The sequence below is a fragment of the Streptomyces sp. NPDC056296 genome, assembly GCF_042268605.1.
Classification (GTDB): domain Bacteria; phylum Actinomycetota; class Actinomycetes; order Streptomycetales; family Streptomycetaceae; genus Streptomyces.
In genome coordinates this window covers 120367-146233 of the sequence record NZ_JBHJRX010000016.1, presented here as the reverse complement: position 1 = coordinate 146233, position 25867 = coordinate 120367, and the positions used below count along the sequence as shown (strand labels likewise).

19 protein-coding genes and 1 riboswitch are annotated in these 25867 nt (G+C 69.0%); of the genes, 13 read left to right on the top strand and 6 right to left on the bottom strand.

What is annotated here, in order from left to right; all coding sequences use genetic code 11:
- Window positions 1–27: 27 nt before the first annotated feature.
- The 13 genes from ACFCZF_RS14740 (at window position 28) to ACFCZF_RS14680 (ending at window position 18272) form a co-directional block, all read left to right on the top strand.
- Window positions 28–6918, top strand: a complete 6891-nt coding sequence (locus ACFCZF_RS14740) for a polymorphic toxin-type HINT domain-containing protein (RefSeq protein ID WP_376671962.1) — start codon at window positions 28–30, stop codon at window positions 6916–6918.
- An 8-nt stretch (window positions 6919–6926) separates the two neighbouring features.
- Window positions 6927–7304 (top strand): hypothetical protein, encoded by a 378-nt coding sequence (locus ACFCZF_RS14735; RefSeq protein ID WP_376671961.1) that lies wholly within the window; start codon window positions 6927–6929, stop codon window positions 7302–7304.
- 410 nt (window positions 7305–7714) lie between these two features.
- Complete coding sequence (locus tag ACFCZF_RS14730; protein ID WP_376671960.1) at window positions 7715–8530, top strand: SOS response-associated peptidase; 816 nt, start codon at window positions 7715–7717, stop codon at window positions 8528–8530.
- A gap of 1 nt (window position 8531) precedes the next feature.
- Complete coding sequence (locus ACFCZF_RS14725) at window positions 8532–9170, top strand: alpha/beta family hydrolase (RefSeq protein ID WP_376671959.1); 639 nt, start codon at window positions 8532–8534, stop codon at window positions 9168–9170.
- 278 nt (window positions 9171–9448) lie between these two features.
- Window positions 9449–10132 carry an RNA polymerase sigma factor SigR gene (sigR, locus tag ACFCZF_RS14720; protein ID WP_003973756.1) on the top strand — a complete coding sequence of 228 codons (684 nt, stop codon included), beginning with the start codon at window positions 9449–9451 and terminating at the stop codon, window positions 10130–10132.
- Window positions 10129–10440, top strand: a complete 312-nt coding sequence (rsrA, locus tag ACFCZF_RS14715) for a mycothiol system anti-sigma-R factor (RefSeq protein ID WP_375922323.1) — start codon at window positions 10129–10131, stop codon at window positions 10438–10440. The genes sigR and rsrA overlap by 4 nt, the downstream gene beginning before the upstream one ends.
- A gap of 152 nt (window positions 10441–10592) precedes the next feature.
- Window positions 10593–11921, top strand: a complete 1329-nt coding sequence (locus tag ACFCZF_RS14710; protein ID WP_376671958.1) for an HD-GYP domain-containing protein — start codon at window positions 10593–10595, stop codon at window positions 11919–11921.
- 118 nt (window positions 11922–12039) lie between these two features.
- Complete coding sequence (locus ACFCZF_RS14705) at window positions 12040–12228, top strand: hypothetical protein (protein WP_376671957.1); 189 nt, start codon at window positions 12040–12042, stop codon at window positions 12226–12228.
- Complete coding sequence (locus ACFCZF_RS14700; protein WP_376671956.1) at window positions 12225–13724, top strand: HD-GYP domain-containing protein; 1500 nt, start codon at window positions 12225–12227, stop codon at window positions 13722–13724. The genes ACFCZF_RS14705 and ACFCZF_RS14700 overlap by 4 nt, the downstream gene beginning before the upstream one ends.
- Before the next feature lie 114 nt (window positions 13725–13838).
- Complete coding sequence (locus ACFCZF_RS14695; RefSeq protein WP_376671955.1) at window positions 13839–14819, top strand: tetratricopeptide repeat protein; 981 nt, start codon at window positions 13839–13841, stop codon at window positions 14817–14819.
- A gap of 87 nt (window positions 14820–14906) precedes the next feature.
- Window positions 14907–15557, top strand: a complete 651-nt coding sequence (gene def / locus ACFCZF_RS14690; protein ID WP_375922310.1) for a peptide deformylase — start codon at window positions 14907–14909, stop codon at window positions 15555–15557.
- Between the two features lie 250 nt (window positions 15558–15807).
- Window positions 15808–16899 carry an epi-isozizaene synthase gene (cyc1, locus tag ACFCZF_RS14685; protein ID WP_376671954.1) on the top strand — a complete coding sequence of 364 codons (1092 nt, stop codon included), beginning with the start codon at window positions 15808–15810 and terminating at the stop codon, window positions 16897–16899.
- A complete protein-coding gene (locus ACFCZF_RS14680; protein ID WP_376671953.1) occupies window positions 16896–18272 on the top strand; it encodes a cytochrome P450 in 1377 nt (458 codons plus the stop codon). The genes cyc1 and ACFCZF_RS14680 overlap by 4 nt, the downstream gene beginning before the upstream one ends.
- A gap of 3 nt (window positions 18273–18275) precedes the next feature.
- On the opposite strand, the gene ACFCZF_RS14675 is transcribed toward ACFCZF_RS14680, so the two are convergent.
- The 6 genes from ACFCZF_RS14675 to ACFCZF_RS14650 all read right to left on the bottom strand — a co-directional run bounded on the left by ACFCZF_RS14675 (window position 18276) and on the right by ACFCZF_RS14650 (window position 25721).
- Complete coding sequence (locus tag ACFCZF_RS14675) at window positions 18276–19250, bottom strand: GlxA family transcriptional regulator (RefSeq protein WP_376671952.1); 975 nt, start codon at window positions 19248–19250, stop codon at window positions 18276–18278.
- 269 nt (window positions 19251–19519) lie between these two features.
- Entirely contained in the window at window positions 19520–20539 is a 1020-nt protein-coding gene (locus ACFCZF_RS14670; protein WP_376671951.1) for a ribonucleotide-diphosphate reductase subunit beta, read from the bottom strand.
- Window positions 20539–22929, bottom strand: a complete 2391-nt coding sequence (locus ACFCZF_RS14665; RefSeq protein WP_376671950.1) for a ribonucleoside-diphosphate reductase subunit alpha — start codon at window positions 22927–22929, stop codon at window positions 20539–20541. Before ACFCZF_RS14665 ends, ACFCZF_RS14670 begins: the two co-directional genes overlap by 1 nt.
- Window positions 22930–23052: 123 nt before the next feature.
- A riboswitch (cobalamin riboswitch) is annotated at window positions 23053–23214 on the bottom strand.
- 57 nt (window positions 23215–23271) lie between these two features.
- Window positions 23272–23778: a GNAT family N-acetyltransferase gene (locus ACFCZF_RS14660; RefSeq protein WP_376671949.1), complete on the bottom strand. Its 507-nt coding sequence runs from the start codon at window positions 23776–23778 to the stop codon at window positions 23272–23274.
- Window positions 23779–23856: 78 nt separating this feature from the next.
- Complete coding sequence (gene mctP, locus ACFCZF_RS14655; RefSeq protein WP_376671948.1) at window positions 23857–25467, bottom strand: monocarboxylate uptake permease MctP; 1611 nt, start codon at window positions 25465–25467, stop codon at window positions 23857–23859.
- Window positions 25464–25721, bottom strand: coding sequence for a DUF3311 domain-containing protein (locus ACFCZF_RS14650; RefSeq protein ID WP_310871293.1), 258 nt, complete (start codon window positions 25719–25721; stop codon window positions 25464–25466). Before ACFCZF_RS14650 ends, mctP begins: the two co-directional genes overlap by 4 nt.
- Window positions 25722–25867 lie beyond the last annotated feature (146 nt).

The following is a 25867-nucleotide window of genomic DNA, read 5'->3' as shown; positions in this document are numbered from 1 at the left end:
CCGCGCCCCCGCTCACCTGGAGCTGTCATGCGCCCAACATCCTGGAGAACCAGCGCGGCGAGACGTGTCGCCACCACCCTGGGCCTGGCCCTCGCCGTCTCGCTGCTGCCACAGATCAGCCCGCTCCCGGCGAACGCGCAGGCCGCAGGACTCGACCGGCTGCCCACTCAGACGGACCTCGACCGCCCAGTGGACGGGAAGAAACTCAAACCCGACCGGTACAAGAAGGCGGACCCGGCCCGCAAATCCGCGGTCACCGAGGCCGACAAGCACGCGTGGCCGGACGCAGGCCGTGCGAAGGTCGCAGTGGGCGCCAAGGCAGTGCAGGCCGGAAAACTCCCGGTCCGCGTCGCGAAGGCAGGTCAGTCGAGCCCGGCGACGGTCGAAGTGGCCGTCGCGGACCGGAAGAAGGCCGCGAAGGCCGGGGTCGACGGAACACTGATGACCGTGGCCCGCGCGGACGGACGGCGTGGAACGGGCACAGTGAAGGTGTCCGTGGACTACGCGCCGTTCGCTGCCGCCTACGGCGGAGACTACGCATCCCGGCTGCGCCTGGTGCAGTACCCGGCGTGCGTACTGACCACCCCGGAAAAGACCGAATGCACCGAGCCCGTCCCGCTGCATTCGGCCAATGACACCGACGACCACACCCTTACCGCCACCACCGAGGTCAAGGCGAACGCGGCAGGCGCCGGCGGCACTGCGCCGCTTACGGTTTTCGCGGCGACCGCCGGCGACTCCGGCGCGCAGGGCAGCTACGCCGCGACCTCACTGGCCCCGTCCTCGAAGTGGAGCGTGTCCAACGCTTCGGGTGCCTTCAACTGGTCCTACCCGATCACCAAGCCCCCCGTACCGGGAGGTCTGGCCCCTGAGGTGGGGCTGAACTACAACTCGCAGACGGTCGACGGCCAGACATCGGCGACGAACAACCAGGGGTCCTGGATCGGGCAGGGTTTCTCGTACGAGCCCGGCTTCATCGAGCGCCGCTACAAAGCGTGTGCCGACGACGGCCACGACGACACCAACGGCGACCAGTGCTGGGGCACCGACAACGCCACCATCTCGATCGCCGGCGGCGCGTCCGGCGAACTGATCAAGGACGACAAAACCGGCGAGTGGCGCATCAGCTCCGACGACTTCTCGAAGATAGAGAAGCTCACCGGAGCGAGCAACGGTGACGCCGACGGCGAATACTGGAAGCTCACCGACACCGACGGCACCCAGTTCTTCTTCGGCCTCAACCACCTCTCGGGGTGGGCCAGCGGTGACGAATCGACCAACTCGGCCTGGACCGTTCCGGTCTACGGTGACGACTCCGGTGAGCCCTGCTACAAGGCCACCCTCGCCAACGCCTACTGCAACCAGGCGTGGCGCTGGAACCTGGACGCCGTCGTCGACCGGCACGGCAACGCGGTCTCGTACTTCTACGGCACTGAGACCAACTACTACACGCAGGGTCTCAAGACCACGGAGAACGGCAAACCGTACATCCGCGGCGGTTACCTCAAGCGCATCGACTACGGCCAGCGCGCCGGCACCGTCTACGACACCAAGCCCGCTGCCCGGATCAACTTCACGACCTCCGAGCGGTGCATCGGCGACCTGACCGACTGCGAGGCCGGCGACCTGACCGACGCCACCGCCGCGGACTGGCCGGACGTGCCCTGGGACCGCAACTGCAAGGCGAACAGCAAGTGCCCCGGGCAGAACTCTCCGACGTTCTGGACCCGCAAGCAGCTCGACAAGATCACCACTCAGATCCGGACGGGTGACACCACCTATCAGGACGTCGACTCCTGGAGCCTGGGCCACCTCTTCACCGACAACGGTGATGGCTCCAAGTCCCTGTGGCTCAGTCAGATCGACCACAAAGGGCTGACCGGCACAGACGTGGCCGTGCCGTCTGTGAAGTTGCACGGCCTGCAACTCGCCAACCGGGTCGACAAGGCGGATGACAACATCCAGCCCTTCGTCCGGTTCCGCCTCACGGCCGTGGAGAGTGAGTCCGGCGGCGTCCTGTCGGTCGACTACGCAGGCCCTCAGTGCAGCGCGACGAACCTGCCGACACCCGGCTCATCGAAGGTGCGCTGCTATCCGGTCAAGTGGAGCCCCCCGGGTGAAGAGGACCCGATCACGGACTGGTTCCACAAGTACGTCGTCTCGTCCGTGACCGAACAGGACCTCATCGGGAACAGCCCCGACCAGATCACCTCGTACACCTACCTGGGCGACGCGGGCTGGCGCAAAGTCAAGCCAGACGGTCTGGGCGACCCCGACGACCTGACCTGGAGTGACTGGCGCGGCTACCAGCGCGTCCGCGTCCAGACGTCCGACGGCACCAACAGTGCGTCGAACACCCGCACCGAACACGTCTACTTCCAGGGTCTGGACGGTGACGCCACCGCCAGCGGCGGAACCCGGGACTCCACCGTCACCGACTCCCAGGGCAAGTCACACAGCGACGACGACTGGAAGTCCGGCTCCGAGCTGGAGACGCTCACCTACAACGGTGACACGGTCGTCGACAAGTCCATCAGCACGGTGTGGAACAAGGTGACCGCCACCCGCACCGAAGACTGGGGCACCCGGACCGCGCGATACGTCCGCAGTCTGCGCACCGACTCCTACGAAGCACTGGCCTCCGGCGGCTGGCGGCAGTCCGCCTCCACGAACTCCTACGACCCCGTCAGCGGCCGCCTGGTGAAGACCGCCGACTACGGCGAGACCGGCGTCGCCGACAACCAGTGCACCACCACCCAGTACGCGGACAACCCAAGCCGGCACATCTACAGTCTCGTTGCCAGAGTCGAGACGCTCGCCGTCGACTGCCCCGCCACCCCCGACCGGTCCAAGGACGTCGTCTCGGACGACATCACCCTCTACGACGGCACGACCACCGTGGGCGCCGCCCCGACCAAGGGCGACCCGACCACCGTCAAGCGCCTGGCCTCCCACGACGGAAGCACCGCCACCTACCAGACCATCAGCCGGACCACCTACGACGCATACGGCCGCCCGCTCACCGTGACGGACGCCGCCGGCAAGACGACGACCAGCAAGTACACCGACACCTACGGACTGGCGACGAAAAAGGAGGACACGAACCCGCTCGGCTGGACGGCCACCACCGAGTACGCGCCCCAATGGGGACAGCCGGTCACGCAGACCGACATGAACGGCAAGCGCAGCGACCTCGCCTACGACGCACTGGGCCGCCTTACCTCCGTCTGGATGCCCGACCGTCCCAAAGCCGCCGACTTCAGCCCGTCGATCAAGTACACGTACGCCGTACGCAAGGACGGGCCGTCCTACGTTCGCACAGAAAAGATCGAGAAGAGCGGAACGAGCTACGGCAGCGAGTACCAGCTCTACGACGGGCTCCTGCGACCCCGGCAGCTCCAGACCGAAGGCCCCGACGGCGGACGGCTCATCGCCGACACCTACTACGACGGCTCTAGCCGCGTGGTGAAGACTAACGACACCTATTACACGAATGGCGCCCCGGCTGCAACCCTGTTCCAGCCTGACAACTCCGACATCGACGCGCAGACGGTGAGCGAGTACGACGGAGCCGGCCGCACCACTGCCACCATCTTCAAGGTCGGCAACGTCGAGGAGAACCGCACCACCTACACCTACGGCGGCGACCGCGTTCACGTCGACCCCCCGACCGGGCAGACACCGACCACCACCATCACGGACGTCCGCGACCGCATGGTGGAACTGCGCCAGTACAAGAGTGACGCTCCGCGGCCCACGGGCACCGCGGAGGACTACGTCTCCACCAAGTACACGTACACGCCGTCGGGCCAGATGAAGAAGGTCACCGACCAGGCGGGCAACAGCTGGAGCTACGACTACGACCAGCGCGGCCGCCAGATCAGCGGCACCGACCCAGACGCCGGCCGATCCACATACGCCTACGACGACCTCGACCGCCGGACCACCGTCACCGACTCGCGTGGCAACACGACGACCACCACATATGACGCCATCGGCCGCCCGACCGGTACCTGGCAGGGGCCCGCGGACACCGGCACCCGGCTTTCCCTGACCAAGTACGACACCGTCGCCAAGGGCGAGCTGTACGGTCAGTACACCTACCGCAACGGCTCGGTCTACAGCTCGGTGCTGTACCCGTCGCTCGACCCGATGTACCAGCCGGAAGTGGCCAGGTACACGGTATCGAAGACTGCCGAACCCGAACTCGGTGGCACCTACGAGTTCAACACCGGATACAACCTCGACGGCACCGTCCTCGCCCAGAGCTACCCGGCCGTCGGCGGACTGCCCGGCGAAAGTGTGTCGTTCCAGTACGACGACCTGCAGCGACTCGTGGGCATGGGCACCTCACTGAACGGTTCGTCGGACTACGTCACGGACGCGGTGTACTCGCCGACCAGCCAGCTGGAGGGCCTCGAACTGTGGAGCGGACGCTCCGCCGACAGGAAGACGTGGCTCGACTTCCGCTACGAAAGGGGCACCGAGCGCCTCGTCCGCCAGAGCGTGCGCGTGGAGAACGCTGCCTCGCCCGCCCTGGACGCCACCTACGGATACGACGATGTCGGCAACGTCCGCTCGATCGTCGACCGACCGGCCGGCGGGCCCAACGACGCCCAGTGCCTCACCTACGACGCGCTCGGACGCATGACAGAGGCATGGACTTCCGCCAGCACCCCGAACGGAGCGTCGGGCACCGGCACCCGGGACGCCGCCTGCACCGCGGCACCCACCGCCTCCAACGCTGGCGGCGTCTCCCCGTACTGGAACACCTACACCTACGACGTCACGGGCAACCGCATCGGCATCACCCGGCACGGCACCGCCGGCAACCCCACCTCCACCGCCGCCTACACCTACGGCGAAGGCGACGCGGGCCCCCACCAGCTCACCAAGACGGTCACCCAGACCGCAGCCACCAGCACCACCCCCGCCGTCACCTCACAGGACACCTACACCTACGACAAGACCGGCAACACCACCAGCCGCGTCATCGGCGGCGACACACAGACCCTCACCTGGGACAAGCAAAACGACCTCACACAGGTCGAAGAAGCTGACGGCACCCACACCAAGTACGCCTACGACGCGGGCGGTGCACGTCTCCTCCGCGACACCGCGAAGGACAAGACCCTCTACCTGCCGGGCATGGAACTCCGCCTGGACAAGACCAGCAAGACGGTCGAGGCCACGCGCTACTACTCCTTCGGCGGGCAGACGATCGCCCAGCGCACCACCGACGGTGTCACCTACCTCGCCGGAGACCACCAGGGAACAGCGCAGCTCGCCATCACCTCCACCGACGGCACCACCCAACGTCGACGCATGGATTCGTTCGGCGTTGCCCGGGACCAGACCGCGGCAAACCCCTCCTCCTGGGTAAACGACAAGGGCTTCGTCGGCGGCACCAACGACGCAACCACCGGGCTCGTCCACCTAGGCGCACGGGAGTACGACGCGGCAAGCGGACGGTTCATCTCCCTCGACCCGGTGATGAACCTCGCCAACCCTCAGCAGATCAACGGCTACACCTACGGCAACAACAACCCGGCCACGCACGCTGACCCCTCGGGCCTGTGCCCCTTCATCGACTGCAACACACGGCCGTGCCCACAGTGCGAGAACACGCCCCCTGGGCAAGAGATGGGCCCGCCGAAGCTGTCGCAGAACGCGGCCGCTGCCGGCTGGACACTCAGCCAAGCCCTCGGTTACGACTCCGCACCCGCAGTCAAGAAGCGGCAGCAGCAGGCAGCGCAGGCACACGCGGACGCGGCCAAACGCCGAGCAGTAGGCGTCGCCAAGGAAATAGCGAAAATCATCGCCGACGAACTCGGCATCACCGACGCACTCGACTGCTTCACCACCGGCTCCCTCGGGGCATGCGCCGCGACCGCCTTCAACGTCGTCACCAGCCTCGTGGGTGGCGTCGTAGGAAAGCTGGCAATCAAATACGGACTGCCGTGGAAATGGGGCAAGGCCACAGCACTGGGGAAGAAGCTGTGGGCGCTGGGCGGAAAACTCATCGACGCCATCGGTGAATGGTGGGACACCAGCCGCACGGCCCGGAAACTGGCGAAGTCATGCGACGTCGCCAACAGCTTCACGCCCAACACCCGCGTCATGATGGCCGACGGAACAATCAAGGCCATCAAGGACGTCGAGATCGGGGACAAGGTCCTCGCCACCGACCCGGAAACCGGCAAGACCACAGTCCAGACAGTTACCGCCGAGATCAAGGGCAAGGGCGCCAAGAACCTGGTCCGCGTCACCATCGACATCGACGGAGACGAGGGCACCAAGACCGCATCGGTCACCGCGACCGACGGCCACCCCTTCTGGGTCGAGGCACTCGGCAAGTGGATCGTTGCTACAGACCTGCAACCGGGCCAGTGGCTGAAGACCAGCGCTGGCACCTACGTCAAGGTCACCACCCTCAAACGCTGGACAGCAGAGTCAGAAATCGTACACAACCTGACCGTCAGCGACACCCACACGTACTACGTGCTCGCGGGTACAGCTCCGGTCTTGGTCCACAACTGTGGTAGTGGAGGCGACTATTATTATCGAGGGGTCGGTGATGGGCATCGGAAGCATTCCGATGCACTTGAAGGTCGAGCTGTTCCGTTCGGCGGTCCGTCCACTCCGGCGAGTCATGTAGGCGGTAACAATACGGACAGCCCGTACACTTCCTGGAGTCACAGCGAGGAGAGAGCCCAGGAAGAGGTTGACGAGTGGGGGGCGGGTTCAGTGGTGATGCGGGTTCGTCGCTCCGGCGTGGATCCGAGTAAAAATATTAAAATCCACGATACGGAGCTCGACTCCGGGTTCTTTGAGGAGGAGCATCTACTCGAAGGGGTGATTGAAGCAGACGAGATCAGGATAGGGAACGGGCTGTGGTTCAATCCGCGATCACGATAGGAGTGCACGTGGAGCGAGATGATCTGAGACGAGCATTCACTGTCCAATCCACTGTCCATTCGCAGGCCGAAAGTGCCCTTGCCGCTGGGGCGCCATTCGAAATTTGGCCGGGCAGGATGGCTGCCGCGAGACTGCATCACACCTACGCCCAGCGATTGCGGAGATTGCAGAAACTTGAGCGGCCCTCGTTGGGTTTCGAGGAGGCGGTGGATAACCTTGCGAGAACCGGTGATCAGGAACTTATTGTCGGGTTTATCGACGACCGAAAGAGGGGCGGGTATCGCTTTATAGTGTTCCTTGATGCTGATCTTTCGCGGGTGGTCGCATGCATCGGCTTGATAGTTCCCTTGCAAAATCCGTCTGATGTCGATGTGGCGCAGCAGTGAGATTTGCAGAGGTGTTTCGGCGTCGCCGGTCCCGAGGTCGTCCTGGACGACCTGTAGCGGGTGGAGTGGCGCCTGAGGTCAGAGAAGCGACATCTGCCGGACCGGACCGTCCTGCCCGGCCGCGGAGACTACTCCGAGGGGGCCTTGACCCGAGGCCGGGTAGTTAACGTTTCGCAAGTCATGCAATGAACCGCCCCGGCTCGAATGGAGACTCGATTTCATGAAAGGATCGAGTCATGGCACGACCTTCCCGTTACCCGCTTGAGCTCCGCCGTCGTGGGGTGCGCATGGTCGCCGAGGTGCGCGGCGACCACCCGAACGAGACAAGGCGATGGATATGGCGCTCACCAGCACCGTGCTGACTTGGTGCTGACTGAAGCACGTTTTCGCAGGTCAGATGGGGTGTCCATATGTGCGGACGGTATGCGGCGAGTCGTCGACCCGAGGATCTCTCGGGAATCTTCGAGATCGAGAAGTGGGAGCCGGAGGAGACTCTGGAGCCCGACTACAACGTGGCTCCCACGAAGGAGGTCTACGCCGTCCTGGACCGTCCCCTGAAAGACGTCGAGGACCCGAAGCCGGTTCGCCAGCTGCGCAAGCTCAAGTGGGGGCTCGTCCCCTCCTGGTCCAAGACGCCCGAGGGCGGCGCCCGGATGATCAACGCGCGCGCGGAGACCGTCCACGAGAAGCCGTCCTTCCGTCGCGCCTTCGCCACCCGGCGCTGCATCCTGCCCGCCGACGGCTACTACGAGTGGGTCACCGGCAAGCAGGAACGCGGCCTGGAGGTCGAGGGGCGCAAGAAGCGGCCCCGCAAGCAGCCGTACTTCGTGACGCCCGCCGACGGGTCCGTGTTCGCCATGGCGGGGCTGTACGAGTTCTGGCGGGACAAGACGCTGCCGGACGACCACCCGCGGTCCTGGTGGGTGACGTGCTCGGTCATCACCACGGAAGCGGAGACCTCACCGCTCGCAGTCGCCCCGGCCGACGGTCCGCACGCCCTGGCCGACATCCACCCGCGGATGCCGCTGATGCTGACACCGGACCGCTGGGACGACTGGCTCGACCCGGCGCGTACCGACCCCGACGAGCTGACCTCGCTGCTGGCGGCGCCGCCCGCCGGACTGATGCGGGCGTTCCCCGTCTCCACGGCCGTGAGCAGCGTCCGCAACAACGGACCGGAGCTGCTGAAGGAGCTTGAGGCTCCGGAAGAGGGCACACTCTTCTGATGTGACCAGCGACACCACCGAGAGCATCGACACCGAAGCCGGCCCCGCCCGCATCACCTGGCACCCGGCGAAGAAGCCCCGCCTCGTCCTCGCCGTCAGCCACGGTGCCGGCGGCGGCATCGAGGCGCGCGACCTGCGGGCGCTGGCGGCCGCACTGCCCGCGCACGGTGTGAGCGTCGCCCTCGTCGAGCAGCCGTGGCGGGTGGCCGGCAAGAAGCTGGCGCCCGCGCCGAAGACGCTGGACGTTGGCTGGCGGGGCATCTGGCCCGCGCTCGCCGCGCCGGGGCTGCCGGTGATCTCCGGCGGCCGGAGCGCCGGTGCCCGGGTCGCCTGCCGAACCGCCGCCGAACTGGGCGCCCACGCCGTCCTCGCGCTCAGCTTCCCGCTGCACCCACCCGGCAAGCCCGAGAAGTCCCGCGCCGACGAGCTGCTCGGGGCCGGCGTGCAGACCCTCGTCGTACAGGGCGGCAACGACCCGTTCGGCAGGCCCCGGGAGTTCCCCGAAGGGACGTACGACCTGATCGAGGTTCCGCACGGCGACCACGGCTTCGCCGTGCCCAAGCGGGCGGAGACCACGCAGGAACAGGCCCTGGAACTGATCACCGAGGGGGTCGCGAAGTGGGTCGGCTCACTCGGGTGAAGGCCCGGGAATGACCGGCGGGCGGCCACTGTTGTGGCGGACATACGTTGCTGAGAATCAGCACCGACGCCGTTGGAGAGGAAGTCCGCCGCATGGGTTCAGCCTTCTGCCCGAGTCGCAGCAGCCGCGCCGACCTGGACTGGACGGTGCTGCACGCGGCGAAGACCGCCCCTATTCGGGCGGCGGGCGGACCGGATCGGCAAGCATCCCCGACCGCAGGTCGTCTATCCTCCGATTCGAGTGAGACCGGTCTCGGTTTCACGACAACACTGGAGGAGGTGGGTCCGGTCACTGGGACCGACGCAGGGACCGAACACGGCCAGGCGGAGCAGCCCGAGGGCCGGGGCACGGGCGCGGAGTCGACCGCGGAGCGCAGCGCGCGCTTCGAGCGGGACGCGCTCGAGTTCCTCGACCAGATGTACTCGGCCGCGCTGCGCATGACGCGTAATCCGGCCGATGCCGAGGACCTGGTGCAGGAGACCTACGCCAAGGCGTACGCGTCCTTCCACCAGTTCCGCGAGGGCACCAACCTCAAGGCGTGGCTGTACCGCATCCTCACCAACACCTTCATCAACTCGTACCGCAAGAAGCAGCGCGAACCCCAGCGCAGCGCGGCCGAGGAGATCGAGGACTGGCAGTTGGCGCGCGCCGAGTCGCACATGTCGACGGGTCTGCGCTCCGCGGAGTCGCAGGCGCTCGACCACCTGCCCGACTCGGATGTGAAGCAGGCGCTCCAGGCGATCCCCGAGGAGTTCCGCATCGCCGTGTATCTGGCGGATGTAGAGGGCTTTGCCTACAAGGAGATCGCCGACATCATGGGGACACCCATCGGTACGGTGATGTCCCGGCTGCACCGTGGACGCCGTCAGCTGCGCGGCATGCTGGAGGACTACGCCCGCGACCGCGGCCTGGTCCCGGCCGGCGCCGGAGAGTCGAACGAAGCGAAAGGCTCGGGGTCATGAGCTGCGGAGAGCCGCACGAGACGGATTGCAGCGAAATCCTCGATCATCTCTACGAGTTCCTCGACAAAGAGATGCCGGACTCGGACTGCGTGAAGTTCGAGCACCACTTCGAGGAGTGCTCGCCCTGCCTGGAGAAGTACGGGCTGGAGCAGGCCGTGAAGAAGCTGGTCAAGCGGTGCTGCGGACAGGACGACGTGCCGGGTGACCTGCGTTCCAAGGTCATGGGCCGGATCGACCTGATCCGCACCGGGCAGTCCGTGCCCGAGCACGACGTCACGGCCGCGCCGCCGACTCCGCAGGAGTCCTAAGCCTCCCGAGCCGGTCCCGACCGGGCGACCCGTGACGCCTCACGTCACCCGTCACGTCACCCGTACGTGCTAATCCGCGGGTTATCTGCCCGCGTTCCCCTGCCGCCGTCCTAGGCTCCGGAGCCTGACAGGCATGGCCGGGGGAGGGGCACATGGACGCGGTACCGGCGCGGGCACACGCGTACGTCGCCGGTGTGGTCCTCGCCGCCCTGGTCTGCCTGCGCCCGCTGCCTCAGGTGCGTACGCCCTGGTGGGCGGTGCTGCTGCTCGCCGGGTTGTACGCGGGCTCCGAACTGGTCGCCCGCTCCCGTTTCGTCGGGACCTGCTATCCCGTACTGCTCGCCGGGGCCTTCCTGCTGCCGCCGCCCGCCGCCGCGCTCGTGGCGCTGCCCGGGGCCCTGCTGTCCCCGGTGGCGCAGCGGCCCTTCGCCCTGCGGCGCGTCTGGCGGGCCGCGCAGCTGACGCTCGCCGTGTGGGCCGCCGCGCGGGTCCACTGGGCGTGCGGCGGACGGGACGCGGTGGTCGCCCCCGACTTCCCGTACGCGCTCGTGCCGGCCGGGGCCGCGGTACTGGCGTTCTGCCTGGTACTGACCCTGCTCGACGGCGGCATCCTGGCGCTCGCCGACCGCGTGCCGGCCGGGCGGGCGTGGCGGGGGCTGTTCTCCGGGTCGCTCGCGCCGATCGCCGTGCACGGGCTCGCCGGGCTGATGATGGCCGTCCTGTGGCGCAGCCCGTACGGGCCCGTCGCCGCGCTGCTCGTGCTGCTGCCGATGTGTGTGGCGTGGTGGGCGTTCGCGCAGTACCACCGGGAGCGGGCCGCGCACCAGGCGACCATCCGCGCGCTGGTGCAGGCCGTCGACATCAAGGACGGCTACACGCGCGGGCACAGCGAGCGGGTCGGCCAGGCCTCGATGATGATCGCCCGCGAGCTCGGCATGGACGACGAGCGCGTCGAGACCCTCCGGTTCGCCGGGATCCTGCACGACGTGGGCAAGCTCGGGGTGCCCACCCGGCTGCTGCGCAAGGACGGGCCGCTGACGCCCGAGGAGCGTCGGGTGATCGAACTGCATCCCGAGTACGGGCACGAGATGGTGCGCGGCATCCGCTTCCTGGGCGAGGCCCGGGCCGCCGTCCTCCACCACCACGAACGGCTGGACGGCAGCGGCTACCCCTACGGGCTGGTCGGCGACCGGATCCCGGAGTCGGCCCGGGTGGTGGCCGTCGCCGACGCCTTCGACGCGATGACGTCCACGCGGTCCTACAGCAGGGCCCGTCCCGTGGCGGCGGCGGTGGAGGAGCTCCAGCGGTGCGCCGGGGCGCAGTTCGACCCACGGATGGTCCGGGCGCTGGTCCGGTCCCTGGTACGCCACGGCTGGCGACCGGCGGTGACGGCGGACGGCACACCGGTCGTTCCCGCCGGCGTGCTCCCGGGCGGCCGGGGCGAGGGCGCGTGGGACAGCGTGGGAAGGGGGGCGTCATGACGGGGTGGGTGTACTCGGGGGACGGCGCTTGCGCTCGGGGCGCCGCTTGCGTTCGGGGCGGCGCTTGCGCTCTGAGCGCCGTCGGCGGCCGGGGGCGGCGGCCGACGGAATGCCGACCGTGACCGGGCCGGGCGCCGTCGTTCCTGCGGGCGCGGGCGCGGGCGCGGGCGCGGGCATGGGCATGGGCGCGGGCATGGGCGCGGCCCCGTGCGTGGCCACGGGCAACGGCCACGACCGGCGGAGGCCGGCGCCGACGGCCGGCCGCGGCGAGGTACCGCGTGACCACGTCGGCGGGGGAGCACCATGACCTCGTACCAGCCCCGGCCCCGGCCCCGGCCCCAGTCCCAGCCCCGGCCCGAGTCCCAGCCGCAGTCCCAGCCCCAGCCGCAGTCCCAGCCGCAGTCCCAGCCCCAGCCGCAGTCCCAGCCGCAGTCCCAGCCCCAGCCGCAGTCCCAGTCCCAGTCCCAGTCCCAGTCCCAGTCCCAGCTTCAGTACCCGTCCCCGCCTCGGCTTCAGTACCCGTCCCAGCCCTGGTCCCCGCTCCAGGCCGGGCCGCGGTCCGTCTCCCGGTCCCCGGTGGCCCTTCTCCTGATCCCCGGCGGCGCGGGGCTCCTCGTGCTCCTCTGTCTCGCCTCCGTGCTGTGGTCGGGGTTGGCCGAGCGGCCCGTCGCGCTCGCCTTCGGCGTCCTCGTCGCCCTCGGTGAGGTCACCCGGCGGGCCGGGACCGAGGCCCGGGAGTCCGCGCCGCTCGGGGCCGCCGGGGCGCTGGCGTACGCGCTGCTCGGGGACGTCGCCGGGCAGCCCACGCACCACGGCGTCGCCCAGACCGTCACCGTCGTGCTCGCCGCCTCGCTGCTCGGCAGCGTGCCGTACATCGCGCGCGGCGGCGGGCCCGTGCTGGACCACCTGGCGCGGCGCGTGCTCACCGTCGCCTTCGCCGCCGTGTGCTTCCAGTTGCCGTTCAACCAGGGCGCCTTCCGCGACTGGGGCGGCCCCGCCTACGCGCTGCTGCTGATCGCGCTGCTCGCCCTGACCGCGCTGTGCGACGCCGTGCTCGCCGCCGCGCCCGCGCGCGCCCGCACCGGGTGGCCCTTCGGCCCGCTGCTGCGCGAGGAACTGCGCGGCATGGTCGGGATCACGTCCGCGGTGTGCGCGACCGGGGCGGTGATGGCGCTCGCGGTGGCCGTCGCGGGACTGTGGGCGCTCCCCGTCCTCTGCGTGCCGCTGCTGCTCACCCAGCTGTCCTACCGGCGGTACGCGGCCGTCCGGGCCACCTACCGGCAGACCATCGCCTCCCTGGCCCGGGCCACCGAGATCGCGGGGTACACCCCGGCCGGGCACGCCCGCCGCGTCGCCGAACTCAGTGGCGCCGTCGGGCGGGACCTGGGGCTGTCCGGGGCCGAGCTGACCGTGCTGGAGTACGCGGCCCTCATGCACGACATCGGCCAGCTGAGCCTGGTCGACCCGGTCCCGGCCGGGGCCACCGCCGGTCTGCCCGTCGCCGAGCAACGGCGGATCGCCCTGCTCGGCGGGGCCGTCGTCCGCCAGACCGGGGTCGACGCGGCCGTCGCGGTGGTGGTGGAGCGGCAGGCCGACCCCTGCCGGGAGCAGCCGGTCGCCGCACGGATCGTACGGGCCGTGAACGCCTACGAGGAGAAGGCGAGGGACGCCGGGCCCGGCGGCGGCCTCACGGCACTGGAGGAGCTGCGCCTGGCCACCGCGGGCGACTACGCTCCCGACGTCGTGGAAGCACTGGCCCGGGTGCTTTCACGCGGCAGTCTTACCTCGCCCGCGGCTGGGTAACCCATGGGTAATGAGCGCCCTTCCAGCCGTACGTGGTTGGATGCGAAGGAGAAGGTGTCCGGGGGCGCGGGAAGGCACAGCCAGCCCACAGAACGGAACTGGCAGGCGGGAATCGTGAGGATCTTCGGCAAGGGACGGCACCGGCCCTCCGCCTCCTGGCGGCAGGCCACCGACCGCGCGTTCACGCTGATCGGCGACGGTCGCTACGAGGACGCGGGTGCACTGCTGACGCGCGCCGCGGACCTGGAACCCTGGCTGTCGGAGTCCTGGTTCAACCTCGCCCTGCTGCACAAGTTCCGGCACGACTGGGAGCAGGCCAGAGCGGCGGGCCTCAGGGCGGTGGCGCTGCTCGACCGGGACATCGGCGCACCCGACTGGTGGAACGTCGGCATCGCCGCGACCGCCCTCCAGGACTGGCCGCTGGCCCGCCGGGCCTGGCAGGCCTACGGGCTGCGCACCCCCGGGGACGCGACGGACGCCGGTGAGCCGCTCGGCATGGAGCTCGGCAGCGCGGCCGTACGGCTGTCCCCGGAGGGGGAGGCCGAGGTCGTGTGGGGGCGGCGGCTGGACCCCGCCCGCATCGAGGTGCTGTCCATCCCGCTGCCGTCCTCCGGCCGCCGCTGGGGCGAGGTCGTCCTGCACGACGGGGTGCCGCACGGCGAACGGACCACCACCGCCGGGCACGCCTACCCGGTCTTCGACGAGATCGAGCTGTGGGCGCCGTCGCCCGTGCCGACCTGGGTGGTCCTCCTGGAGGCCGCCACCGAGTCCGACCGGGACGCCTTGGAGCAGCTCGCCGCGGACGCCGGTTTCGCCGCCGAGGACTGGTCGTCGTCGGTCCGGCTGCTGTGCCGGATGTGTTCGGAGTCACGGATGCCGTCCGACGAGGGCGAGGGCGAGCACCTCGACCCGCACGACCACAGCGAACCCGGACACCCGGGGCCGCTCGGCCACCGCACCGACGGGCAGCTGTGGGTGCCGGAGCGGGAGTGCGGGGTGGCTGCGCCGGCTGCGCTGGTGAAGGGGTTGCTGGACGGGTGGGTCGCCGACAGTCCCGACTCCCGGGACTGGCGGGACCTGGAAGAGGTCTGCTGAGCGGCCCCGTAGTCTTTACCTGGGCTCCGCAGGAGCAGTCGCCATTCAGCATCACCCTTTGTTGTTCGAGGAAGGCATACGTCGGTCATGGCCCAGCAGGACACCGATCAGCAGCACGCGGGCGTGCTCCCCGTGGACGACGAGGGGTTCGTCGTCGACACCGAGGACTGCGAGGAGCGCGAGGCTGCCTGGCGTGAGCGCGGCACCTCGCGTCCGATCACGGTGGTCGGCAACCCGGTGCTGCACAAGGAGTGCGCGGACGTCACCGACTTCGGCGAGGAGTTCCAGCAGCTGGTCGCGGACATGTTCGCCAGCCAGCGCACCGCCGAGGGTGTGGGCCTGGCCGCCAACCAGATCGGCGTCGGCAAGAAGGTCTTCGTCTACGACTGCCCCGACGACGAGGGCGTCCGCCACGTCGGCGTGGTCTGCAACCCGGTCCTCGTCGAGCTGCCCGCCGACCGGCGCAGCCTGGACGACAGCAACGAGGGCTGCCTGTCCGTGCCGACCGCGTACGCGGCGCTCGCCCGCCCCGACTACGCCGAGGTGACCGGGCAGGACGAGAAGGGCAACCCGGTCAAGCTGCGCGGCACCGGGTACTTCGCACGGTGTTTGCAGCACGAGACGGACCACCTGTACGGGTACCTCTACATCGACCGGCTCTCCAAGCGTGAACGCAAGGACGCGCTGCGGCAGATGGCCGAGAACGAGCCGCGCTACCCCGTGGTCGCGAACGACTGACACCACGTCACCTCTCACGCGTCCTCCGTGCGCACGGCGCCCGTTCGGGTCTCACCCCGAGCGGGCGCCGTTCGTCTGCCGGAACCTGCCACACACCAGGAGAATTCCGGCACCGTGGGGTAGTGAATGGAGCAAATCCGTTCCCAGAACGGTCAGTTGTAGTGCTGAATGGGAAGCGCGGGGATACGCAACGGCGCACGCCTCGCTCAGCGAGAGGGGTGCGCCACCGGCGGCTGAGAGGGGTTTGTTCGTGCATGCTTTCTCACGTGGCACCACAGCGACACCGACCGCGATCGCGGTACCGCCATCGCTGCGCCTTCCGGTGATCGAGGCGGCATTTCCCCGGCAACTGCACGCGTATTGGCCGAAGCTCCAGGAGAAGACCCGTACCTGGCTGCTCGAAAAACGGCTCATGCCGGCGGACAAGGTCGAGGAATATGCCGACGGCCTGTGCTACACGGACCTCATGGCGGGCTACTACCTGGGCGCCCCCGACGAGGTCATGCAGGCGATAGCGGACTACAGCGCGTGGTTCTTCGTCTGGGACGACCGGCACGACCGGGACATCGTCCACGGCCGCCCCGCCGCGTGGCGGCGACTGCGGGACCAGCTGCACACGGCACTCGACTCACCCGGGGACCATCTGCACCACGAGGACACGCTGGTCGCCGGGTTCGCCGACAGTGTGCGGCGGCTGTACGCCTTCCTGCCGCCGCCGGCGACGTGGAACACCCGGTTCGCCCGGCACTTCCACGCGGTGATCGAGGCGTACGACCGGGAATTCCACAACCGCACCCATGGCATCGTGCCCGGCGTCGAGGAGTACCTCGAACTGCGCCGGCTCACCTTCGCGCACTGGATCTGGACCGACCTGCTGGAGCCGAGCGCGGGGTGCGAACTGCCGGACGCCGTTCGGAAACACCCGGCATATCGCCGGGCGGCACTGCTCAGTCAGGAATTCGCCGCCTGGTACAACGACCTCTGCTCACTGCCCAAGGAAATAGCGGGCGACGAGGTCCACAATCTCGGAATCAGTCTCATCACGCATCACGGACTGACCCTGGAAGAATCCATCGCGGAAGTCCGGCGACGCGTCGAGGAATGCATTACCGAATTCCTCGCCGTAGAACAGGACGCGTTACGGTTCGCCGACGAACTCGACAACGGCACCGTACGCGGAAAGGAACTGAGCGGCGCCGTACGGGCCAACGTCGGCAATATGCGGAACTGGTTCAGTTCCGTCTACTGGTTCCACCACGAGTCCGGCCGGTACATGGTCGACAGCTGGGACGACCGGTCCACGCCCCCGTACGTCAACAACGAAGCGGCAGGTGAGAAATGACCGTCGAGTCCGTCAACCCCGAAACCCGGACCGAAGCCACACCGGAGCTGCGCGAACCGCCCGTCGCGGGTGGCGGTGTCCCGCTCCTCGGCCATGGCTGGAGGCTGGCCCGCGACCCGCTGGCCTTCATGTCCCAGCTGCGCGACCACGGTGACATCGTTCGCATCAAGCTCGGCCCGAAGACCGTCTACGCGGTCACCACCCCGGAGCTCACCGGTGCGCTGGCCCTGAGCCCCGACTACCACATAGCCGGCCCGCTGTGGGAGTCACTGGAGGGCCTGCTCGGCAAGGAGGGCGTGGCGACCGCCAACGGCCCGCTCCACCGCCGTCAGCGGCGCACCATCCAGCCGGCGTTCAAGCTCGACGCGATCCCCGCCTACGGGCCGATCATGGAGGAGGAGGCGCACGCGCTCACCGAGCGCTGGCAGCCTGGGCGGACCGTCGACGCCACCTCCGAGTCCTTCCGCGTCGCCGTGCGGGTCGCCGCCCGCTGCCTGCTGCGCGGCCAGTACATGGACGAGCGGGCCGAGCGGCTGTGCGTCGCGCTCGCCACCGTCTTCCGGGGCATGTACCGGCGCATGGTGGTCCCGCTCGGACCGCTCTACCGGCTGCCGCTCCCGGCCAACCGCGAATTCAACAACGCGCTGGCCGATCTGCACCTCCTGGTCGACGAGATCATCGCCGAGCGCCGCGCATCCGGTCAAAAGCCGGACGATTTGCTGACGGCATTGCTGGAGGCGAAGGACGACAATGGCGACCCCATCGGGGAACAGGAGATCCACGACCAGGTCGTCGCGATACTCACCCCGGGCAGTGAAACCATCGCCTCCACGATCATGTGGTTGCTGCAGGCACTTGCCGAACACCCGGAACATGCCGACCGCATACGCGACGAAGTCGAAGCGGTCACCGGCGGACGCCCCGTGGCATTCGAGGACGTCCGTAAGCTCTCGCACACCGGCAATGTCATCGTGGAGGCCATGCGTTTGCGTCCTGCCGTGTGGGTTTTGACGCGGCGCGCGGTGGTCGAGACCGAACTCGGTGGCTATCGCATTCCGGCCGGGGCGGACATCATCTACAGTCCGTACGCAATCCAACGCGATGCGAAGTCGTACGCGGACAACCTGGAGTTCGACCCGGACCGGTGGATTCCGGACCGTGCGGGGGATGTGCCGAAATACGCCATGAAGCCGTTCAGCGCGGGCAAGCGCAAGTGCCCCAGCGACCACTTCTCCATGGCGCAGCTGACGCTGATCACGGCCGCGCTCGCCACGAAGTACCGCTTCGAGCAGGTGGCGGGCTCGAACGACGCGGTCCGCGTGGGCATCACGCTTCGTCCCCACGACCTGCTGGTCAGGCCCGTGGCACGGTGAGGCTCAGGCGACCGTGACCGCCTCCGGGCCCCGGAAGGTGCGCCGGTAGGCGTGCGGGGTGGTGCCCAGGGCCCTGACGAACTGGTGCCTCAGCGCCGCCGCCGTACCGAAGCCGGTGCGCCACGCGATCGCGTCCATCGTCTCGTCCGTCGCCTCCAGCAGCCGCTGGGCCAGCAGCACACGCTGGCGCAGGATCCAGCGGTAGGGAGTAGTACCCGTCTCCTGCTGGAAGCGGCGGGCGAAGGTGCGCGGGGACATGTGCGCCCGGGCCGCGAGCTGCTCGACGGTGACCTCCTCGTCGAGGTGCTGTTCCATCCAGGCCAGCACCTCGCCGACGGTGTCGCAGGAGGAGCGCGGCAGCGGCCGTTCGATGTACTGCGCCTGACCGCCGTCCCGGTGCGGCGGTACGACCATGCGCCGGGCGATCCGGTTGGCGACCTCCGGTCCCTGTTCCTTGCGGACGATGTGCAGACAGGCGTCGATGCCGGCGGCGGTGCCGGCGCTGGTGATCACCGGGTCCTCGTCCACGTAGAGCACGTCGGGCGCGACGGCGACCCGCGGGTACTGCCGGGCGAGCTCGGCCGCGTGGTGCCAGTGCACCGCGCACCGCCGCCCGTCCAGCAGCCCTGCGGCGCCCAGCACGAACACCCCGGAGCACACGCTCAGCACCCGCGCGCCCCGGTCCACCGCCCGCCGCAGGGCGTCCAGCAGCTCGGGCGGATACTCCCGGCGGGCGTAGTCGTTCCCCGCCGGCACGGCGATCAGGTCGGCCTCCTCCAGCCGGTCCAGCCCGTACGGCGTGGAGACGGAGAGCCCGCCGACATGGGTGCTCAGCTCCGGGCCCTCCGCGGAGACCACGGCGAAGTCGTACCCCGGCAGGCCCTCGTCGCTCCGGTCGATGCCGAAGACCTCGCAGACCACACCGAGTTCGAAGGGATGCGCGCCGTCCATCAGGACGGCGGCCACGTTCTGCAGCATGCCGCCAGTGTGCCTCGGAAGTGGCAGGAAATCGAGGCCCTACGGCAGTCCTGCCACTCCCGGTAAGGAGTATCCGGCGCGACAGTGGTGTCATGACCGGAAACCAGACAGAAGCCCTGATCGGAATGCTCGTGACCTTCGGACTCCTGGTCCTCATGGTCCTCCCCTCGGTGATCGGCATCGTGCGCGACAAGCGCATCGACCGCCAGCTCAGGGAGGCCACGCAGACCAGGGAGGCCCGGAAGGACGAGGGAGCGGGGAAGGAGACTCTAGAAGTCCTCGGACAGGTCGACGGTGCCCTCCACCGCCACCTGGTACGCCGAGGGACGCCGCTCGAAGAAGTTGGTCAGCTCCTGAACGCCCTGCAGCTCCATGAAGGAGAAGGGGTTCTCGGAGCCGTACACCGGGGCGAAGCCGAGACGCGTCAGACGCTGATCGGCCACGCACTCCAGGTACTGCCGCATCGAGTCGGTGTTCATGCCCGGGAGGCCGTCACCGCACAGGTCGCGCGCGAACTGCAGCTCGGCCTCGACGGCCTCCCTCAGCATGTCGGTGACCTCCTGCTGCAGCGCGTCGTCGAACAGCTCCGGCTCCTCCTTGCGCACGGTGTCGACGACGTCGAAGGCGAAGGACATGTGCATCGTCTCGTCCCGGAACACCCAGTTGGTGCCGGTGGCCAGGCCGTGCAGCAGGCCCCGGCTGCGGAACCAGTAGACGTAGGCGAAGGCGCCGTAGAAGAACAGGCCCTCGATGCACGCGGCGAAGCAGATGAGGTTGAGCAGGAAACGGCGGCGGTCGGCCTTGGTCTCCAGGCGGTCGATCGACTCGACCGAGTCCATCCACTTGAAGCAGAACCCGGCCTTCTCGCGGATGGAGGGGATGTTCTCCACGGCCGCGAAGGCGGCGGCGCGGTCCTCCGGGTCGGGCAGGTAGGTGTCAAGGAGCGTCAGATAGAACTGGACGTGGACGGCCTCCTCGAAGAGCTGGCGGGACAGGTAGAGCCGCGCCTCGGGGGAGTTGATGTGCTTGTAGAGGGTGAGCACCAGGTTGTTCGCGACGATCGAGTCGCCGGTGGCGAAGAAGGCCACCAGCCGGCCGATCAGGTGCTGCTCCATGGGGCTGAGCTTCGCGAGGTCGGCGACGTCCGAGTGGAGGTCGACCTCCTCGACGTGCCAGGTGTTCTTGATGGCGTCCCGGTAGCGCTCGTAGAAGTCCGGGTAGCGCATGGGGCGCAGCGTCAGCTCGAAGCCCGGGTCGAGCAGGTTCTTGGTGGTGGTCTCGGTGGTCATTACTGGCAGGCCTCGCAGGACTCGGGGTTTTCCAGGGAGCAGGCGACCGCTTCGGGGTCCGGGCCGGCCTGCACGGGGACGGTGGTGGCTCGGGCGGCGGCGCGGGCGATGCGGGTCGCCGGGCGGGAGCGCAGGTAGTACGTGGTCTTCAGGCCCTGCTTCCAGGCGTACGCGTACATCGAGGAGAGCTTCCCGATGGTCGGCGTCTCCAGGAACAGGTTCAGCGACTGGGCCTGGTCGAGGTACGGGGTGCGGGCGGCGGCCATGTCGATCAGGCCGCGCTGCGGGATCTCCCAGGCGGTGCGGTACAGCGCGCGGACGTCCTCGGGGATCCAGGTGAAGTCCTGCACCGAGCCGCCCGCCTCGCGCAGCGCCTCGCGGGTGCGGGCGTCCCACACGCCGAGTCGCTTGAGGTCGTCCACCAGGTAGGAGTTGACCTGGAGGAATTCGCCCGACAGCGTCTCGCGCTTGAACAGGTTGGACACCTGCGGCTCGATGCACTCGTAGACGCCCGCGATGGAGGCGATGGTCGCCGTCGGGGCGATCGCGAGGAGCAGGGAGTTGCGCAGGCCGGTCGCGGCGATGCGCTCGCGCAGGGCCGCCCAGCGCTCCGGCCAGGCCTGCTCGACGCCGTAGTGGTCGGGGTGCAGCACCCCCCGGGCGGTACGGGTCTTCTCCCAGGCCGGCAGCGGGCCGTTGCGCTCGGCGAGGTCGGCGGAGGTCTCGTACGCGGCGAGCATGATGCGCTCGGCGATGCGGGTGGAGAGGGCCTTCGCCTCGGGCGAGTCGAAGGGCAGGCCCAGCTGGAAGAAGACGTCCTGGAGGCCCATCGCGCCGAGGCCCACCGGACGCCAGCGGGCGTTGGAGCGGCCCGCCTGCTCGGTCGGGTAGAAGTTGATGTCGACGACCCGGTCGAGGAAGGTGACGGCGGTGCGGACGGTGGCGTCCAGGCGCTCCCAGTCGATGTCCCGGGAAGCCGGGTCCACGAAGGCGCCCAGGTTCACCGAGCCCAGGTTGCAGACCGCCGTCTCCCCGTCGTCCGTGACCTCCAGGATCTCCGTGCAGAGGTTGGAGGAGTGGACGACGTGACCGGGCTCCGCGGTCTGGTTGGCGGTGCGGTTGGCGGTGTCCTTGAAGGTCATCCAGCCGTTGCCGGTCTGCGCGAGGGTGCGCATCATGCGGCCGTACAGCTCACGGGCGGGGAGGGTCTTGCGGGCCAGCCCCGCGGCCTCGGCCTCGCGGTACGCGGCGTCGAACTCCGCGCCCCACAGGTCGACCAGCTCGGGCACGTCGGCGGGCGAGAACAGCGACCACGGTCCGTCGGCGTCCACCCGGCGCATGAACTCGTCCGGCACCCAGTGCGCGAGGTTCAGGTTGTGCGTGCGGCGGGCGTCCTCACCGGTGTTGTCCCGCAGCTCCAGGAACTCCTCGATGTCGGCGTGCCAGGTCTCCAGGTAGACCGCCGCCGCGCCCTTGCGCCGGCCGCCCTGGTTCACGGCGGCGACCGAGGCGTCCAGCGTCTTCAGGAACGGGACGATGCCGTTGGAGTGACCGTTGGTGCCGCGGATCAGCGAACCCCGGGCGCGGACACGGGAGTAGGCGATGCCGATGCCGCCGGCGTGCTTGGAGAGGTTGGCGACCTGGTGATAGCGGTCGTAGATGGAGTCCAGCTCGTCCTTGGGGGAGTCCAGGAGGTAGCAGGACGACATCTGGGCGTGCCGGGTACCGGAGTTGAACAGGGTGGGGGAGGAGGGCAGGTAGTCGAGGCTGCTCATCAGCCCGTACAGCGCGGCCACCTCGTCGGCCGAACGCGTGCTGTCGTCCTCGGCGAGTCCGGCGGCCACCCGCAGCATGAAGTGCTGGGGCGTCTCGACGACCTCGCGGGTGATCGGGTGCCGGAGCAGGTAGCGGCTGTACACGGTGCGCAGGCCGAAGTAGCCGAAGCGGTCGTCGGCGGCCGGGTCGATCAGCGCGTCCAGGCGGTCCGCGTGCAGCCGTACGAACTCGGCGGTGCGGTCGGCGATCAGGCCCTCGCGGTGACCGGTGGCGACCGACCCGGTGAACGAGGTGACGCCCTGCGAGGCGGCCTCGGCGCGGATGCCGATGGTCAGCAGCCGGGCGGCCAGCCTGGAGTAGACCGGGTCCTCCGAGATGAGCCCGGCCGCCGCCTCCGTGGCGAGCTCCCGCAGCTCGGACTCGTCCGCACGGGCGGACCGGCCGCGCAGTGCGGCGGCGGCGACCCGGCCCGGGTCGGCGCCCGGGAGGTCGGCGGTCAGCTCGGTCAGGTTCCGCAGCAACGCGGCACCGGGCCCGTCGGGCCGCTCGGTCACCGGGGCCGCTGAAGTCGTCGCCGGGGTCGCTGAAACCGGGTCGGCTGGCGCGATGGTCACGTGGGGGCACTCCCTCGCTCGGCACGGGGCCTGGGGGAGGGCAGGGGCAGCTCACGAGCGCACGCGGCGTCGCGTCCACCGGCCCACTCCACGAGGCCCGGACGTCAGGCACCCGGACCGGGACGGTACGGGCGCACTGTCGGCAGGTCCTCGGACTGGACATGCGTGTGCACACGTGCGGAGACGCGCGGATACACACAAGTACACCGTTGCGGGACAGTTCCGGATTCGCACCGGATTCCCCTGCGGCGACAGCGAGCACGAGCATACATCTTGTGCCGGGTTCGGCGAGCACCCCCAGATGTTGTGTCGCGGAGGGGCCGTTGAGGGGTGGCGCTGGTGTCAGAGCGTCAGTTCATAGGTGAGGAGCGTGATGTCGTCGAGCTCCGGCAGCGGGTTCCAGTCGCGGTCGGGTGTGCGGGCGAAGCCCATCCGTTCGTAGAGGCGGTGGGCGCTGCGCATGGTGCGCTGGGTGGACAGCACGACGCGCGCGCAGCCCTCGACGGCCCGGGACCGGTCGACGCAGGTCCGTACGAGGGCCTCGCCCACCCCGCGTCCGCGTGCCTCGCGGGCGACGGCGAGCATCCGTATCTCGGCCTCGCCGGGCCGGGCGATGTCGGCCATGGGGCCGCCGGACGGCACGAAGGTCACGCCGCCGAGCACCCGGCCGTCCGCCGCGGCGACCAGCACCTCGGCGGCCGCCGCCCGCTTGGCCACGTTCCTCAGTTCGCCGAGGTACGCGTCGCTCTCCCCGAAGTCCAGGAGGCCGTCTTGTAGATAGGCCTGCGCGGTGATCTCACCGACGGTGCCGTACTCGTCCGCCGCCGCCTGCCGGATCACGAAGTCCATGACGACGAGTGTGCCCGACGGGTACGACAACGGGCCGCCGGATTTCTCCGACGGCCCGCCGCGTAGCAGGGACGGCGATCAGTGCGAGGTGCCCGCCGTGGCCGGCGGCAGCTCCACCTCGACGCCGGGGTCGCCCGCGTCCGCCGTGTAGTCGCTCGGCTTGGTCTCGTCGACGCCGTCGGGCGCCTTGAGAGCCCGCATGACGAAGGTCAGGACCACGGTGACCACGACGTTCAGCACGAAGGCGGTGAGGCCGATGTAGCCGATCTCGCCGATGCCCGGGATCTCCTCGGAGGAGCCGCCGAAGTGCTTCTGCGTCGGCGAGGCGACACCGTAGGCGGCGGCCGTGCCGTAGATCATGCCGACCGCCCAGCCGCCGAGCAGCGCCCAGCGGTGGAACCAGCGGGTGAACAGGCCGCCGACCAGCGCCGGGAAGGTCTGCAGGATCCAGATGCCGCCGAGCAGCTGGAAGTTGATCGCGACCGTCTTGTCCATGCCGAGGACGAAGACCAGCGCGCCCACCTTCACCAGCAGGGACGTCAGCTTGGAGACCTTCGTCTCCTGGGCCGGGGTGGCGTCCGGCTTGATGAAGTCCTTGTAGATGTTGCGGGTGAAGAGGTTCGCGGCCGCGATCGACATGATCGCCGCCGGGACCAGGGCGCCGATGCCGATCGCCGCGAAGGCCACGCCGGCGAACCAGTCCGGGAACATGTTCTCGAACAGCTGCGGGATCGCCAGCTGCCCGTTCTCCACCTTGACCCCGGCCGCGATCGCCATGAAGCCCAGCAGCGCGAGCAGGCCCAGCATCAGCGAGTACAGCGGCAGGATCGTGGTGTTGCGGCGGATCACCTCACGGCTGCGCGAGGACAGCGTCGCGGTGATCGAGTGCGGGTACATGAAGAGCGCGAGCGCCGAGCCGAGCGCCAGGGTGGCGTATGTCCACTGGCCGCCGTGGTCCGGCACCAGTCCGCCCTTGCCCGACTCGCTGAACTTGTCGTTCGCCGCGGCGAAGATGTCGTCGAACCCGCCGAGCTTGATCGGGATGTAGATGATCGCCACCGCGATCACGATGTAGATCAGCGTGTCCTTCACGAACGCGATCAGCGCGGGCGCGCGCAGTCCCGACGAGTAGGTGTACGCCGCCAGCACACCGAAGGCGATCAGCAGCGGCAGGTCCTTGATGAACCAGTTGGTGTCCTTCCCGCCGCCGACGCCCATCACGTCAAGGACGGCCTGGATGCCGACCAGCTGGAGCGCGATGTACGGCATCGTGGCGAGGATGCCGGTGACGGCGACCGCGAGGGACAGCCCCTTCGAGCCGAACCGGCCGCGTACGAAGTCCGAGGTCGTCACGTACCCGTGCTTGTGGGAGACCGACCACAGCCGCGGCAGGAAGGTGAAGATCAGCGGGTAGACCAGGATCGTGTACGGCACCGCGAAGAAGCCGGCCGCGCCCGCCGCGTAGATCGCCGCCGGTACGGCCACGAAGGTGTACGCGGTGTACAGGTCGCCGCCCAGCAGGAACCAGGTGACCCAGGTGCCGAACGAGCGGCCGCCGAGGCCCCACTCGTCGAGGCTCTGCTCGTTCGCGGCCCGGCGCCAGCGGGCGGCCAGGAAGCCCATGGCGGTGACGAGGACGAAGAAGAAGATGAAGACGGCGAGTGCGACGCCGTTCACGCCGTCGTTCACTTGGCCCCGCCTTCCCGGCGGGCGCGCTGGTCACGCTGCCACAGCTTGTACGCGATCACCGTGAGCACGGTGGAGACGATCACCCACGCCATCTGGTACCAGTAGAAGAACGGGATGCCTATGAAGGCCGGGTCCGTCTTCGCGTACGAGCCGACCCACAGCATGGCGACGAACGGTGCGACAAGGCAGAGGCCGATGACGACGCGCACCGGCGTCACCGTCGGCCCTCTGCTCACTTCTGGGGCTTGTGACATGCGGTGGCTCCGTCCCCTCGCTGATCACCTCGTGCAGTGCGCACGAAATGTAGGTGACGGTGTCGATACAGCGGAAGACCTCGTCCGTATATCGGTCCTGAACTGCAACTTCGCGGTCACACGTGCGGGGATTTGCCTGAAACGCC

Coding starts and splice junctions, on each gene's coding strand:
- ACFCZF_RS14680 (WP_376671953.1), top strand. CDS start 16,896: ATGACCGTCGAGTCCGTCAACCCCGAAACCCGGACCGAAGCCACACCG.
- ACFCZF_RS14700 (WP_376671956.1), top strand. CDS start 12,225: ATGACCTCGTACCAGCCCCGGCCCCGGCCCCGGCCCCAGTCCCAGCCC.
- def (WP_375922310.1), top strand. CDS start 14,907: ATGGCCCAGCAGGACACCGATCAGCAGCACGCGGGCGTGCTCCCCGTG.
- ACFCZF_RS14710 (WP_376671958.1), top strand. CDS start 10,593: ATGGACGCGGTACCGGCGCGGGCACACGCGTACGTCGCCGGTGTGGTC.
- ACFCZF_RS14660 (WP_376671949.1), bottom strand. CDS start 23,778: ATGGACTTCGTGATCCGGCAGGCGGCGGCGGACGAGTACGGCACCGTC.
- ACFCZF_RS14650 (WP_310871293.1), bottom strand. CDS start 25,721: ATGTCACAAGCCCCAGAAGTGAGCAGAGGGCCGACGGTGACGCCGGTG.
- rsrA (WP_375922323.1), top strand. CDS start 10,129: ATGAGCTGCGGAGAGCCGCACGAGACGGATTGCAGCGAAATCCTCGAT.
- ACFCZF_RS14740 (WP_376671962.1), top strand. CDS start 28: ATGCGCCCAACATCCTGGAGAACCAGCGCGGCGAGACGTGTCGCCACC.
- ACFCZF_RS14670 (WP_376671951.1), bottom strand. CDS start 20,539: ATGACCACCGAGACCACCACCAAGAACCTGCTCGACCCGGGCTTCGAG.
- ACFCZF_RS14675 (WP_376671952.1), bottom strand. CDS start 19,250: ATGCTGCAGAACGTGGCCGCCGTCCTGATGGACGGCGCGCATCCCTTC.
- ACFCZF_RS14730 (WP_376671960.1), top strand. CDS start 7,715: ATGTGCGGACGGTATGCGGCGAGTCGTCGACCCGAGGATCTCTCGGGA.